General features: G+C 73.4%; 12 protein-coding genes. All 12 read left to right on the forward strand.

Going from position 1 to position 14,371, the window contains the following annotated elements; genetic code table 11:
* Nucleotides 1-54: 54 nt before the first annotated feature.
* The 12 genes from hrpB to LEP48_RS11875 all read left to right on the forward strand — a co-directional run bounded on the left by hrpB (nucleotide 55) and on the right by LEP48_RS11875 (nucleotide 14,359).
* A complete protein-coding gene (gene hrpB / locus LEP48_RS11820) occupies nucleotides 55-2,598 on the forward strand; it encodes an ATP-dependent helicase HrpB (RefSeq protein WP_225565786.1) in 2,544 nt (847 codons plus the stop codon).
* Nucleotides 2,599-2,794: 196 nt separating this feature from the next.
* A complete protein-coding gene (locus tag LEP48_RS11825) occupies nucleotides 2,795-3,364 on the forward strand; it encodes an NUDIX hydrolase (protein WP_308010021.1) in 570 nt (189 codons plus the stop codon).
* Entirely contained in the window at nucleotides 3,361-4,029 is a 669-nt protein-coding gene (gene pdxT, locus LEP48_RS11830; protein ID WP_225565787.1) for a pyridoxal 5'-phosphate synthase glutaminase subunit PdxT, read from the forward strand. Before LEP48_RS11825 ends, pdxT begins: the two co-directional genes overlap by 4 nt.
* 7 nt (nucleotides 4,030-4,036) lie before the next feature.
* The gene (locus tag LEP48_RS11835) at nucleotides 4,037-4,795 is read left to right on the forward strand and encodes a YebC/PmpR family DNA-binding transcriptional regulator (protein ID WP_225565788.1); all 759 of its coding nucleotides are present in this window, start codon (nucleotides 4,037-4,039) and stop codon (nucleotides 4,793-4,795) included.
* A 94-nt stretch (nucleotides 4,796-4,889) separates the two neighbouring features.
* Nucleotides 4,890-5,480, forward strand: coding sequence for a crossover junction endodeoxyribonuclease RuvC (ruvC, locus tag LEP48_RS11840; RefSeq protein ID WP_225565789.1), 591 nt, complete (start codon nucleotides 4,890-4,892; stop codon nucleotides 5,478-5,480).
* 115 nt (nucleotides 5,481-5,595) lie between these two features.
* Nucleotides 5,596-6,219: a Holliday junction branch migration protein RuvA gene (gene ruvA / locus LEP48_RS11845; protein ID WP_225565790.1), complete on the forward strand. Its 624-nt coding sequence runs from the start codon at nucleotides 5,596-5,598 to the stop codon at nucleotides 6,217-6,219.
* Entirely contained in the window at nucleotides 6,212-7,303 is a 1,092-nt protein-coding gene (gene ruvB / locus LEP48_RS11850; protein WP_422723836.1) for a Holliday junction branch migration DNA helicase RuvB, read from the forward strand. The genes ruvA and ruvB overlap by 8 nt, the downstream gene beginning before the upstream one ends.
* A gap of 276 nt (nucleotides 7,304-7,579) precedes the next feature.
* Entirely contained in the window at nucleotides 7,580-8,002 is a 423-nt protein-coding gene (yajC, locus tag LEP48_RS11855) for a preprotein translocase subunit YajC (RefSeq protein WP_225565833.1), read from the forward strand.
* A 118-nt stretch (nucleotides 8,003-8,120) separates the two neighbouring features.
* Nucleotides 8,121-10,211 carry a protein translocase subunit SecD gene (gene secD, locus LEP48_RS11860; RefSeq protein WP_225565791.1) on the forward strand — a complete coding sequence of 697 codons (2,091 nt, stop codon included), beginning with the start codon at nucleotides 8,121-8,123 and terminating at the stop codon, nucleotides 10,209-10,211.
* The gene (secF, locus tag LEP48_RS11865; RefSeq protein WP_225565792.1) at nucleotides 10,211-11,308 is read left to right on the forward strand and encodes a protein translocase subunit SecF; all 1,098 of its coding nucleotides are present in this window, start codon (nucleotides 10,211-10,213) and stop codon (nucleotides 11,306-11,308) included. Before secD ends, secF begins: the two co-directional genes overlap by 1 nt.
* Nucleotides 11,309-11,315: 7 nt before the next feature.
* Nucleotides 11,316-11,948, forward strand: a complete 633-nt coding sequence (locus LEP48_RS11870) for an adenine phosphoribosyltransferase (RefSeq protein WP_225565793.1) — start codon at nucleotides 11,316-11,318, stop codon at nucleotides 11,946-11,948.
* Between the two features lie 50 nt (nucleotides 11,949-11,998).
* Entirely contained in the window at nucleotides 11,999-14,359 is a 2,361-nt protein-coding gene (locus LEP48_RS11875) for a RelA/SpoT family protein (RefSeq protein ID WP_225565794.1), read from the forward strand.
* Nucleotides 14,360-14,371 lie beyond the last annotated feature (12 nt).

Genomic DNA, 14,371 nt, shown 5'->3' on the forward strand with positions numbered 1-14,371 from the left:
TGTGCGGCCGACCGCTTGCTGGCGCGGCGGTGGAAAACGTCATACCGTTCCTGCGTGACGACGGCCGGGCGGGGCGTGCTGCTGCCGGAACCGTCGGTGCCGGGTGCGGACCTGCCCGTCCGTGCGGTGCTGCCCGCGACGGTCGACGCGGTGCAGGAGCGCGGTACCGCGGTGCTGGTCGCGCCGCCAGGCTCGGGGAAGACGTCGCTGCTGCCGCTCGCGCTGGCCGATGCGCTCGGGGGCACGATCATCGTCGCCGAGCCGCGCAGGATGGCGACCCGCGCGGCCGCGACCCGGCTGGCGGCGCTGGCCCGTGAACCGCTCGGGCGGCGGATCGGCTACGCGATGCGCGGTGAACGCAGTGGTGGCACCGGCCTACGCGTCGAGGTGGTGACGACGGGGCTCCTCGTGCGCCGGCTGCAGCAGGACCCGGAGCTGGACGGCGTCTCGGCGATCGTGATCGACGAGTGCCACGAGCGGCACCTCGACGCCGACCTGCTGCTCGCGCTCTGTGTCGACATCCGGGCGAATCTCCGGGACGACCTGGCGATCGTCGCGACCTCGGCCACGCCGGACACTGCCAGGCTCAGCCGCGTGCTGGGGGCGGACGCTCCCGCACCCGTGATCACGGCGTCCGCGGTGCTGTTCGACGTGGCGACCGAGTGGGTCCCCCCACCGTTGCCCACGCCGCTGCTCCCCGGTGGGCGGGTCGACCCGCGCCTGCTGGACCACGTCGCCGCCGTGGTCCGGCGTGCCATGGCCGAGAACGACGGCGACGTCCTCGTGTTCGTCCCGGGGGAGGCCGAGATCGACGGCGTGACCCGCCGGCTGGCCGGGCAGGACGTCCTGCCGTTGTTCGGCCGCCAGTCGAGGGCGGAACAGGAGCGCGCCCTGGCGCCGGCCGCCACCCGGCGGGTCGTCGTCACGACGTCGGTCGCGGAGAGCTCGCTCACGGTGCCCGGGGTCACGGTCGTGGTCGACTCGGGCCTGGCCCGCGAGCCGCGGACCGACCAGGCCCGCGGCCTCGGGGCGCTGGTCACCTGCCGGGTGTCGAGATCGTCGGCCGACCAGCGCGCCGGCCGCGCGGGGCGGGAGGCGCCGGGCCGGGTCTACCGGTGCTGGTCGGCCACCGACCACGCGCGTCTCGACGACCACGCGGCGCCGGAGATCGCGATCGCCGACCTGGCGGCCTTCGCCCTCGACCTCGCGGCGTGGGGTGCGCCGGCCGGTGCCGGCCTGGCGCTGCTGGACGCACCGCCGGCGCCGGCCATGGCCGCGGCCAGCGAGCTGCTGCGCCGCATCGACGCCGTGGACGACGACGGCCGCATCACCGAGCGGGGCCGCCGGATGAGGGCGATCGGGGCGCACCCCCGCCTGGCCCGGGCGTTGCTCGACGGGGCACCGCGGGTCGGCGTCGACCGGGCGCGCGAGGTCGTCGCGATGCTCTCGGACGACTCCGGCCGCTCCTTCGGCGACGACCTGCCGGCTCGCTGGCGCGCCCTGCGTCGCGGCGAGGACCGTGCGGCCACGGCCCGCTGGCGGGAGGAGACGAAGCGCCTCGGCCGGGGTGCGGCGCCGGGCGGGCCGCCGAGACCTGCTGGGCGGGAGTCGCGCGGGGTCCCGGACGACCTCGCGGCCGGGATCGTGGTGGGGCTCGCATACCCGGACCGGGTCGCGCGGGTCCGGGGGAGCGGCTCGGCGACCTACCAGATGTCCGGTGGGACGGGCGCGGCGCTGGACCCGCAGTCGCCGTTGCGGGGCACGACCTGGCTGGCCGTCGCGGTGGCCGACCGGGCACCCGGTCGAGCGGACGCCACGATCCGTGCCGCGGCGCCGATCGACGAGCAGACCGCGCGAGACGTCGCCGGCGACCTCGTCTCGACCACCGACCAGATCCGCTGGGGCGACGGCCGGGTCGTGACGCGGCGCATCGAGAGGCTCGGCGCGATCGTCCTCGGCGACGTGCCGCTGGCCGACCCCGACCCGCTGCTCGTCCAGGCAGCGGTCCGGGACGGGATGCGGCGCAGCGGGCTGTCCGTGCTGCGCTGGTCGGAGGCCGCGCTGGTCCTGCGGGAGCGGCTCGCGTTCTGCCACGCCCACCTCGGCGCCCCCTGGCCTGCGGTCGACGACGGCGCGCTGCTGGCCGGCCTCGAGGAGTGGCTGGGTGCCGAGCTCGCCTCGGTGCGCAGCTCGCGCGACCTCGCCCGCATCGACGTGGCCTCGGCGCTCCGGCGGCTGCTGCCGTGGCCCGCGGCGGCCCGGTTCGGCGAGCTCGCGCCGGAACGCCTCCGGGTCCCGTCGGGCTCCGAGGTCCGCCTCGCGTACGACGGTGTGGAGCCGCCGGTCCTCGCCGTGAAGCTGCAGGAGGTGTTCGGCTGGACCGCCGCTCCGGCCGTCGCTGACGGCCGTGTCCCGGTGGTGCTCCACCTGTTGTCGCCCGCGCGGCGTCCGGTCGCGATCACGAGCGATCTCGCCTCCTTCTGGAAGCGGGGCTATCCGCAGGTGCGCGCGGACCTGCGAGCCCGCTACCCCCGCCATCCGTGGCCGGAGGATCCGCTCACCGCCGTACCGACCGGACGTCTACGGCCTCGTGGGTGATCGGACGGCACGCGGGCGCCCTGGCGCTCCGGTCCTCGACCGGCGTCGTCGGAAGGCGGCGGACCGTGACTACCATGTGCGCCATGGATGCCCGCCCTCTGCTGCTCGCCGTACAGGTTCGAGACCGGCCGGCGGTGCACGACGGCTTCGACGTCGAGGCACGGGTCGGGCAGGTCCGGCCGGCGAGGGGCGCCTGGTGACCTCGGCGTCTCTGGGGCCCGACTGGGTGCGCGGGCCGGACGGGGTGCGGCACCGTCGTGCCGCCCGGGTCATCGTGCTGGACGGAGCGGACCGGGTGCTGCTGGTGCGCGGGCACGACGCGGACGAGCCCGACCGGTCGTGGTGGTTCACCGTCGGCGGGGGGATCGACCCGGGGGAGAGCGACGTGGAGGCCGCGCTGCGCGAGCTGCGCGAGGAGGTGGGTCTCGCGCTCGTCCCCGAGGACCTGGTCGGTCCGGTGCTGACGCGCGCCGGGATCTTCCGGTTCCTCGCCGAGACCTGCCGGCAGGACGAGGTGTTCTTCGTCGCCCGGGTGGACGGCGGCCACGAGCCGACGGACGCCGGATGGACGCCGGTGGAGCGTGACGTGCTCGACGAGATGCGCTGGCTGACCACCGCGGAGCTGCGCGCCGAGACCCGCGAGGTCTTCCCGACCGTCCTGCCCGACGTCGTCGACGCCCTCGCCCGCGGGTGGGACGGCACCGTGCGGCACCTCGGCACCCAGCTCGACGACGAGCCGTCCGATCCCGAGGAGCTGGGGCGGTGACCGCCTCAGCGGGCGCCGACGGCCGCCCCGTCGTCGGGGTGCTCGCCCTCCAGGGCGACGTGCGCGAGCACGCCGCCGCGCTCGAGCGGGCCGGCGCGCGCGCCGTCGGCGTGCGCCGCGTCTCTGAGCTCGAGGCCGTCGAGGGTCTCGTCCTGCCGGGCGGGGAGTCGACCACGATCGACAAGCTGCTGCGCCTGTTCGAGCTGGCCGAGCCGTTGCACCGCCTCATCGGGCAGGGGCTGCCCGTGTTCGGCTCGTGCGCCGGCATGATCCTGCTCGCCGACCGCATCGAGGGCGGCACGGCCGACCAGCGCACCCTGGGCGGGATGGACGTGACGGTGCGGCGCAACGCGTTCGGCCGCCAGGTGGACTCGTTCGAGGCCGACCTGGACATGTCCGGGGTCTCCGACGGGCCCGAGCCCGGCCCCGTGCGCACGGCGTTCATCCGGGCGCCCTGGATCGAGCGGGCCGGCCCCCAGGTCGAGGTCCTGGCCCGGATCCCGGCGGTCTCGGCCCACGGGACACCGACGGGCGCCGCCGCCGGTAAGATCGTCGCAGCACGCCAGGGACGGCTCCTCGCCACCGCCTTCCACCCGGAGATCACGGGGGACGCGCGGGTGCACGGGTTGTTCGTCCGGCTCGTCCAAGCATCGCGAAGGGGTTAATCAGCGCATGTCCGGTCACTCCAAGTGGGCCACGACCAAGCACAAGAAGGCCGCGATCGACGCCAAGCGTGGCAAGCTCTTCGCGAAGCTGATCAAGAACATCGAGGTCGCGGCGCGGGTGGGCGGTGGGGACCCGGCGGGCAACCCCACCCTGTTCGACGCCATCCAGAAGGCGAAGAAGTCGTCGGTCCCGAACGACAACATCGACCGCGCGGTCAAGCGTGGCTCCGGCGAGGGCGCCGACGCCGTCGAGTACCTCACCATCATGTACGAGGGCTACGGGCCGAACGGCATCGCCGTCCTGGTCGAGTGTCTCACCGACAACAAGAATCGTGCCGCCTCCGAGGTGCGCCTGGCGTTCTCCCGCAACGGCGGCAACCTGGCTGACCCGGGGTCCGTGTCGTACCTGTTCTCCCGCAAGGGCCTCGTCGTGGTGCCCAAGGCCGACGGCGTGACCGAGGACGACGTCATGCTGGCCGCGCTGGACGCCGGTGCGGAGGAGGTCATCGACTCCGGCGAGGTCATCGAGGTGCTGAGCGAGGCCACCGACCTCGTCGCCGTGCGCTCGGCCATCCAGGAGGCGGGCATCGAGTACGACTCCGCCGACTCGGTGTGGCACCCGTCGATGGAGGTCGAGGTCGACGTCGAGGGCGCGCGCAAGATCCTGCGCCTCATCGACGCCCTCGAGGACAGCGACGACGTGCAGAACGTCTACGCGAACTTCGACGCCTCCGACGAGGTCATGGCGGCGCTCGACGAGGAGTGATCCTCGGCGCGGGTGCCGCCACCGCCCGCGGCGCGAGCTCGTCGTCGTCGCGCGCCTTCGCCGCCGTGTGGGCGGTGCGTGAGAAGGTGAGCGCGTGCGCGTGCTGGGGGTGGACCCGGGATTGACCCGGTGCGGTGTCGGCGTCGTCGACTCGCTGCCGGGGCGGCGGGCGCGGCTCGTGGACGTCGGCGTCGTGGGCAGCGAGCCCGCGCTGAGCATCGACCTGCGCCTGCTCCACATCGCGACAGAGCTCGAGGTATGGCTCGACCGGCACGTGCCCGACGTCGTCGCCGTCGAGCGTGTGTTCGCCCAGCACAACGTGGGCACCGTGATGGGCACCGCCCAGGTGGCCGGCCTCGCCATGGTGGCCGCCGCCCGGCGGGGCGTTCCGGTCGCCCTGCACACGCCGAGCGAGGTCAAGGCCGCCGTCACCGGCTCGGGGCGTGCGGGCAAGGAGCAGGTGCAGCGGATGATCGCGCGCATCCTCGGGCTGGCGGAGCTCCCGCGCCCCGCGGACGCGGCCGACGCCCTCGCGCTCGCCGTCACCCACCTGTGGCGGCCCACCGGCGCCCTGCAGGGGGGCGAGCGTCACGAGCTCACCGCAGCACAGCGCGCCTGGGCCGCGGCCGAGCAGTCTGCCCGGTCGGGCACCCACCGCGGCGCGCCGTCGCGCGCCCGGCGGTGACGCCCCTGGCGCTCCCGATGACGACCTCGCGCGGGCGCCGGGTGTCGCGGGCGGCGCCGTCGGTGGCTGTTGTTACAGTGACGGCTCGCACGGGTGTTCGACGGAAGGACCAGCGGTGATCGCCTCCCTGACCGGCACGGTCGCGCACGTGACCCTGGAACGGGCGGTGCTCGACGTGGGCGGGGTGGGCTACCTCGTCCACGCCACCCCGGGCACGCTCGCGGCGCTGCGACCGGGGGAACGGGCGCAGCTGCACACCACCCTCGTGGTCCGTGAGGACTCGATGACGGTCTACGGCTTCGCCGAGGCGGACGAGCGCGAGGTCTTCGAGACCGCGCAGTCCGTCTCCGGCGTCGGGCCGCGCATCGCGCTCGCAATGCTCGCCGTGCTCACGCCCGACGCGCTGCGCCGGGCGGTCGCGGCCGAGGACGTCGCCACGCTGCGCCGGGTGCCCGGCGTCGGGCCGAAGAGCGCGCAGCGCCTCGTGCTCGAGCTCTCGGGCAAGCTCGGGCTCCCCTCCGGCGACGGCGCGGACGGCGCTCCCGCCGGGCACGCGGACACGGCAGGCGGACCGGGCCGGGACCAGGTGGTCGAGGCCCTGGAGGGTCTGGGATGGGCGTCGAAGGTGGCGCAGGAGACCGTGGACCGTGTGCTCGCCGAGCAGGAGGACGGCGCGCCGGTGGACGTCGCGGGCACCCTGCGCGCGGCCCTGCGCTCCCTGGGGGGACGGCGTGCCTGACGCACCGGAGCCCGGGTACGGAGGGGAGCGGCTGGTGACGGCCGGGGCCGACGATCTCGAGCGCGCCGCCGAGGCGGCGCTGCGGCCCAAGCGGCTCGACGAGTTCGTGGGCCAGAAGGTGGTGCGCGACCAGCTCTCGCTCGTGCTGCAGGCCGCGATGGCGCGGGACGCCTCCCCGGACCACGTGCTCCTGTCGGGCCCGCCCGGGCTGGGCAAGACGACGCTGGCCATGATCATCTCGGCCGAGCTCGGCACCTCGCTGCGGGTGACGAGCGGTCCCGCGATCCAGCACGCGGGAGACCTCGCCGCGGTGCTGTCCTCCCTGGAGGAGGGCGAGGTGCTGTTCATCGACGAGATCCACCGCCTCGCGCGCCCCGCGGAGGAGCTGCTGTACGTGGCGATGGAGGACTTCCGGGTGGACGTCGTCGTGGGCAAGGGGGCGGGAGCCAGCGCGATCCCGCTGTCCCTGCCCCCGTTCACCGTGGTGGGCGCGACCACGCGCTCCGGCCTGCTGCCGGCACCGCTGCGCGACCGGTTCGGCTTCACGGGGCACCTCGACTTCTACGACGCGGCGGAGCTGGAGCGGGTCATCCTGCGCTCGGCCGGGCTGCTCGGGGTCGAGATCCAGCACGGGGCGGCCCACGAGATCGCCGGGCGCTCCCGCGGCACGCCCCGGATCGCCAACCGCCTGCTGCGGCGGGTGCGGGACTGGGCCCAGGTGCGCGGCGACGGCGTCCTGGACCTGCGCGCGGCCCGCGCGGCCCTCGAGGTCTACGAGGTCGACCCGATCGGGCTCGACCGGCTCGACCGCGCCGTGCTCAACGCGCTGTGTCGCCGGTTCGGCGGCGGACCCGTCGGACTGGGCACCCTGGCGATGACCGTGGGGGAGGAGCCAGAGACGGTGGAGACCGTGGCCGAGCCCTACCTGGTGCGTGAGGGCCTGGTCTCGCGCACGCCACGGGGCCGCGTGGCCACGGCGGCGGCCTGGCAGCACCTGGGGCTCGAGGCTCCGGCCGGTGCCTGGGGCGTGCCCGCCGCGGGCTCGCTCTTCGACGTCGACGCAGGTGGGGACGCCACCGGCTGATGCGCCCGCGTGGCCGCCGGTGGCCCGGGTGGCGGTCCGGTCGACGGCCGGTGCAGGGCCCGCCCCCGGGGCTGGTCCTGGCGGGCGCTGCAGCCCCTAGACTGGGACGGTCCCGGCCACAGGCGGCGGGGGCCGGAACTCGGCGGGTCTCGCGCTCGTTGGGGCCCGTACGCGCACGGTTCCCCTGGCGGGGCACCGTCGCGTGGTGCGCCGACCGGCGTGCCCCGACGCCCGCCACGAGCGGGCAGCGACAGACAAGGACGCCCCTTCGTGGAAATGATCATCCTCTTTGTGGTCCTCGCCGGCCTCATGTTCTTCATGAGCTCGCGTTCCCGCAAGCAGCAGCGTGCACAGCAGGAGTTCCGCTCCCAGCTGGCTCCGGGCCAGGAGGTCATGACCGGCTCGGGCATGTTCGGCACGGTCGTCGAGATCGACGACGCATCGGACACCGTGACCATCGAGTCGGCCCCCGGCTCGCAGACCCGTTGGCTGCGCGCGGCGATCGCCAAGCGGGTCGACACCCCGGTCGAGGACGAGGACGAGACCGTCGTCACAGACGAGGCCTCCGAGACCGGTACCATCACCTCCGGCGACGATCACGTCGACGTCCCCGACGACCTGTCCGGCCTGGACACCGCTCAGCGGGAGTACCGCGAGCAGCAGCGTCGTGAGGACGGCGGGAGCGACGCCGCGAAGTAGCGGTATGCGAGGGGCGGTCGAGCGCCGCCCCGACTGACACCGCGCCGGTCGGGGCGACCCGGCCGGCGCCCTCACGCGTCTGTCGTCCGGGCGGCGCGCACACGGGAAGAGACAGAAGTTGGCCAACTCACGCACGAAGCGGTCGCGTCCGGTACGCACCCTCGTCGTCTTCACGATCCTGACGATCCTCCTGCCCTTCGTCGCCCTCGCCGCGGGGGTGTTCTTCGACGGCAAGTCGGCCGACAACCCGGACGGCGCGAGCTTCGTGCCGGGGCTCGCCCTCGACCTGCAGGGTGGCACCCAGCTGGTCCTCAAGGCGGTCACGACGGACGGGTCGCAGGTCACGTCGGAGACGATCGACGAGTCGATCAACGTCATCCGTCAGCGCATCGACTCGTCGGGCGTCGCGGAGGCCGAGATCACGGCGCAGGGGAGCGACAACATCGTCGTCGGCATCCCCGGCGAGGTGGACCAGGCGACGCTCGACCTCGTCTCCCAGCCCGCGCAGATGCGCTTCCGGCCCGTGCTGACCTACAACGTGGGCACGCCCCTGACCCAGGAGCCGGCTGACGACGCGGCCACCGAGGAGGGCGCCACGGACGAGGGTGCCGCCGACGAGGACGCGGCCGCCGACGAGGGTGCTGCCGACGACGCGGCGACCGACGATCCGAGCGGTGCCGCCGACGAGGACGGCACCAGCCCGAGCGGCAAGGGTGTCGGCACGCAGGCGCTGTCCGCGACGACCGACGACCCGTCCGCCGAGGCCACCGCGACCGCGACACCGACGGGCGACGCGTCCACGGAGCCGTCCACCGAGCCGACGGAGGCCACGGACGACGCCCCGGCGGCGAGCGACCACAGCGACCTCGCGCAGATCACGCCCGAGATCCAGGCCGAGTTCGACGCGCTCGACTGCACGGACCCGGCGAACCTGGCCGGGGGCGGCGGCGACGACCCCGACGCCGTGCTCGTCACGTGCGGCGAGAGCGACGGGATGAAGTACATCCTCGGCCCGATGGAGGTCGACGGCACCCACATCGCCACGGCCAGCTCCGGCCTGGTCCCGGGCCCGAACGGCGCGATGACCAACGAGTGGGGCGTGTTCCTCGACTTCGACAGCGTCGGCACCGCCGAGTTCCGCGAGACCACCACGCGCCTGCAGGGCCTCGAGTCCCCGCGCAACCAGTTCGCGATCGTGCTCGACGGCCTCGTCGTCTCGGCACCGTCCCTGGACCCGGGCGTCATCATCTCCGACGGGCAGGCGCAGATCTCCGGCTCGTTCGACCGGGAGAGCGCCGCGACGCTCGCCAACCAGCTGAGCTTCGGCGCGCTGCCCATCCAGTTCGACGTGCAGAGCCAGGAGGAGATCTCCGCGACCCTCGGCTCCGAGCAGCTGCGCAACGGTATGATCGCCGGCCTCATCGGCCTGGTGCTCGTGGTGGTCTACTCGCTGTTCCAGTACCGCACCCTGGGCCTGCTCACGGTGGGCTCGCTGGTCGTGGCGGGCGTCATGACCTACCTGGCGATCGCGATCCTGTCCTGGCAGATGGGCTACCGGCTCTCTCTTGCCGGCGTCGCGGGACTCATCGTCGCGATCGGCTTCACCGCGGACTCGTTCATCGTCTACTTCGAACGCATCCGCGACGAGGTGCGTGACGGTCGTTCCCTGAGCTTCGCCGTCGAGCGTGGGTGGGCCCGCGCCCGCCGGACCGTCCTCGCGGCGAAGTCGGTGAACCTGATCTCGGCGATCATCCTGTACTTCCTCGCCGTGGGCGGTGTGCAGGGCTTCGCGTTCACGCTGGGTCTGACGACGATCATCGACGTCATGGTCGTGTTCTGGTTCACGCACCCGATGATGGAGGTGCTCACGCGGATGAAGTTCTTCGCGGGCGGGCACAGCTGGTCGGGACTGTCGCCGGAGCGGCTGCGGATCGGTAGCGGGCCCCGCTACGTGGGAGCCGGCAGGGTGGCCGTGCCGCAGCCTGCGATGGCGGGCGCGCCCGCCGCGTCGGCCGGTGGCGAGGCCGCACCGCTCGCAGCGAGCACCCCCGTGCCGGCCCCCGCGACCGACGCGTCCGGTCGGCGCCTGACGATCGCGGAGCGCCGCGCGGCGGAGCGCAAGGCGGCCGCGACCGCCGACCCGCCGGACACAGCCGACCCCACCGCGCCCGAGGCGTCCGGGGCCGACCAGAACGAGGAGAGCCGCTGATGGCCGGCATGACCTTCGCCCAGTGGGGCAACGACCTGTACACCGGCCGTCGGTCCTACCCGATCGTCCAGCGCCGCAAGCGGTGGTTCGCGATCGTGGCGATCTTCGCCCTCGCGTCGATCGGGGTGCTGGCCGTCAAGGGCCTCACCCTCGGCATCGACTTCCGCGGTGGCACCGAGTTCACGGTGGCCGGGGTGTCGACCACGGACCAGCAGCCCGCGGTGGACGCGGTCCACGACGTGTTCCCGGACGACGAGCCGCGCGTGGCGGTCGTCGGCGGCGACTCGGTGCGGGTCCAGACGGAGTCCGCGACGGAGGCGCAGCAGCAGGAGCTCGCCGTCGGGCTCGCCGAGGCGTACGGCGTCGAGGAGTCCGCGATCACGACCTCGTTCGTCGGCCCCACCTGGGGTGCGGGCGTCTCGCTGCGTGCGCTGTGGGGCACGATCGTCTTCATCGTGGCCGCGGCGCTGTTCATGGCGATCTACTTCCGGGCCTGGCGGATGTCGGTTGCCGCGATCGTCGCCATGCTGTCCGACCTGCTCATCTCGGCGGGGGTGTACTCGCTCGTCGGGTGGGAGGTCACGCCGTCCACGATCATCGGCTTCCTGACGATCCTGGGCTTCTCCCTGTACGACAAGATGGTCGTGTTCGACAAGGTCCGCGAGAACACCGCCGACCTGACGACCCAGACGCGCAGCACCTACGAGGAGCGGGCGAACCTCGCCGTCAACCAGACGCTGGTGCGCTCGATCAACACGTCGGTCGTCGCGCTCCTGCCCGTGGGCAGCATCCTGTTCGTCGGGGCGTTCCTGCTGGGAGCCGGAACGCTGCGCGACCTGTCGCTCTCCCTCTTCGTCGGCATCGCGGTGGGCGCCGCGTCGTCGATCTTCCTGGCCACCCCGCTCGACGTCGCGCTGCGCACGCGGGAGCCGAAGATCGCGGAGCACACCCGCCGGGTGCACGACACGCGCGAGCAGCTCGCGGCCGAGGGTGGGCACGAGGCCGAGCTCGCGGCGTCCGTCACAGGCTCCGCCCAGCTCATCCCGGGCAGCCACCAGGGCCACCAGGCCCAGCCGCGCCGTCGTCGTGGGAACTGACGGCCGGATGGCGGCCGCGCAGGACCCGCCCGAGCCCGGCGAGGGCGTCGACGACATCGTCGTGGACGCCCTCGCCGGGCTCGGGCCCCGGCGCGCGGCGGAGATCCGGGCGCTGATCCGGGACGTCCCGGACTACCCGCACCCGCCGGTGGTCTTCCGCGACATCACGCCGCTGCTCGCCGACGGGCCCGCGCTGGCCGACGTCGTGGAGGCGTTCGCCAGGCTGCACCTGCCCGACGCCGCCGGTCGCGTGCTGGACGGCGAGATCGACGTCGTCGCCGGCATGGAGGCGCGCGGCTTCCTGCTGGGCGCGCCGCTCGCGACGCGGCTCGGGGTCGGGTTCCTGCCCCTGCGCAAGGCGGGCAAGCTGCCGCCGCCCGTCGAGCGGGTCGACTACGACCTCGAGTACGGGTCGGCCGCGATCGAGCTGCGCACGGGAACACTGCGCCCGGGTGCGCGTGTTCTCCTGATCGACGACGTCCTGGCGACGGGTGGCACCGCACGTGCGGCGGCGGACCTGGTGGAGCGGTCCGGCGGCCACGTCATGGCGCTGGCGTTCCTCATGGAGCTCTCCGGCCTGGGCGGCCGCGACCGGCTCGCCGGTCGCACGGTGGAGTCCCTGCTCCGCGTCGGGTCGTAGACTTGCCGTCCCGGACGTCGAGCACCCCACGGTGGCGGAAGGAGGCGCGGATGAGCGACGAGACCACGGTAGCCCGTGCCTCCGGCGCGCAGCCGGCCCCCTCCGGCGGGCGGTCCGGCGGCTCCGGCATGTGGATGCGCAACCGCCTGGTGCGCCTCGGCGTCCGCGGTGCGCCGTCGACGACCCCGGCGCTGGAGCCCGTGCTCCAGGCGGTGCGGACCAACCACCCGAAGTCCGACCTGTCGGTGCTCGAACGGGCGTACGCCACGGCGGAGAACGCGCACCGCGGGCAGGAACGGAAGTCGGGCGACCCCTACATCACGCACCCCGTCGCCGTGGCCACGATCCTGGCGGAGCTCGGGTTCGACGGCGCCACGCTGGCAGCCGCGCTGCTGCACGACACGGTCGAGGACACCGAGTACGGCCTGGACGACCTGACGCGCGAGTACGGCGAGGAGATCGCCATGCTCGTCGACGGGGTGACCAAGCTCGACAAGGTCACGTACGGCGACGCGGCGCAGGCGGAGACGGTCCGCAAGATGGTCGTGGCCATGGCCAAGGACATCCGCGTGCTGGTCATCAAGCTCGCCGACCGCCTGCACAACGCGCGCACCTGGAAGTACGTCTCCGGGTCCTCCGCGCAGCGCAAGGCCAGGGAGACGCTGGAGATCTACGCGCCCCTGGCCCACCGGCTCGGCATGAACGCCATCAAGTGGGAGCTGGAGGATCTGTCCTTCCAGACGCTCTACCCCAAGGTGTACGACGAGATCGTCCATCTGGTCGCCGAGCGGGCCCCGGCGCGCGAGGAGTACCTGTCCGTCGTGCGCGAGCAGATCAGCGCCGACCTGCGCACGGCGAAGATTAAGGCCACCGTCACCGGCCGACCCAAGCACTACTACTCGATCTACCAGAAGATGATCGTCCGCGGCCACGACTTCGCGGAGATCTACGACCTGGTCGGCACGCGCGTCCTCGTGGACTCGGTGCGGGACTGCTACGCGGTGCTCGGCGCGCTCCACGCGCGCTGGAACCCGGTGCCCGGCCGGTTCAAGGACTACATCGCGATGCCGAAGTTCAACCTCTACCAGTCGCTGCACACCACGGTCGTCGGCCCGGGCGGCAAGCCGGTCGAGATCCAGATCCGCACCCACGACATGCACCGCCGTGCGGAGTACGGCGTCGCCGCGCACTGGAAGTACAAGGAGATGGCCCGTTCCGGCGGCCCCGCGGGCGGCGAGGATCCCCGCGCCAACGACATGGCGTGGCTGCGCCAGCTCGTGGACTGGCAGCGCGAGACGGCGGACCCGAGCGAGTTCCTGGACTCCCTGCGGTACGAGATCGGCGGGGCCGAGGTCTACGTGTTCACGCCCAAGGGCGAGGTCATGGCCCTGCCCGCGGACGCGACGCCCGTCGACTTCGCCTACTCGGTGCACACCGAGGTCGGGCACCGGACGATGGGCGCCCGGGTGAACGGGCGGCTCGTGCCGTTGGACTCGTCGCTCCAGAACGGCGACACGGTCGACATCCTCACCTCCAAGGCGGAGTCCGCCGGGCCGTCGCGCGACTGGCTCGCGTTCGTGAAGTCGCCGCGGGCACGGAACAAGATCCGCCAGTGGTTCACCAAGGAGCGCCGCGAAGAGGCGATCGAACAGGGCAAGGACGCGATCACCAAGGCGATGCGCAAGCAGAACCTGCCGATCCAGCGTCTGCTCAGCCACGAGGCTCTCGTCGGGATCGCGAACGACATGCGGTACGCCGACGTGTCCGCGCTGTACGCCGCCGTCGGCGAAGGGCACACGTCGGCACAGCACGTCGTCGAGCTGCTCGTGAAGTCCCTCGGCGGCGAGGAGGGCACCGAGGAGGACACCGCCGAGGTCGCGCGGCCCGGTCAGCCCACCCGCCGTACGCGCACCGGGGACCCGGGCGTCGTGGTCAAGGGCGTCGACGACATCTGGGTCAAGCTGGCGAAGTGCTGCACCCCCGTGCCGGGTGACGAGATCATGGGCTTCGTGACGCGCGGCGCCGGCGTGAGCGTGCACCGCGCCGACTGCGCGAACGCGGAGCAGCTGCGCCAGGCCCAGCCCGAACGCATCGTCGAGGTCGGCTGGACCACCGGCGCCAGCACGATGTTCCTCGTGCAGATCCAGGTCGAGGCGCTCGACCGGTCGCGACTGCTGTCCGACGTGACGCGCGTCCTGTCGGACTACCACGTGAACATCCTCTCGGCGTCGGTCTCGACCACGACCGACCGGATCGCCATGTCGAAGTTCGTCTTCGAGATGGCCGAGCCGGGACACCTCCAGCAGGTGCTTTCGGCGGTGCGCAAGGTGGACGGGGTCTTCGACGTCTACCGGCTCACCGGCACGCGGGGGCACGAGTCGCACGACGTGGTCCATGCGTCCGACGCCTGAGCGCGTCCGGGG

The organism is Isoptericola luteus (assembly GCF_020297055.1).
In the GTDB taxonomy this organism is placed as follows: Bacteria; Actinomycetota; Actinomycetes; order Actinomycetales; family Cellulomonadaceae; genus Isoptericola; species Isoptericola luteus.

Coding starts and splice junctions, on each gene's coding strand:
- LEP48_RS11835 (WP_225565788.1), top strand. CDS start 4,037: ATGTCCGGTCACTCCAAGTGGGCCACGACCAAGCACAAGAAGGCCGCG.
- yajC (WP_225565833.1), top strand. CDS start 7,580: ATGATCATCCTCTTTGTGGTCCTCGCCGGCCTCATGTTCTTCATGAGC.
- secF (WP_225565792.1), top strand. CDS start 10,211: ATGGCCGGCATGACCTTCGCCCAGTGGGGCAACGACCTGTACACCGGC.
- LEP48_RS11870 (WP_225565793.1), top strand. CDS start 11,316: ATGGCGGCCGCGCAGGACCCGCCCGAGCCCGGCGAGGGCGTCGACGAC.
- LEP48_RS11875 (WP_225565794.1), top strand. CDS start 11,999: ATGAGCGACGAGACCACGGTAGCCCGTGCCTCCGGCGCGCAGCCGGCC.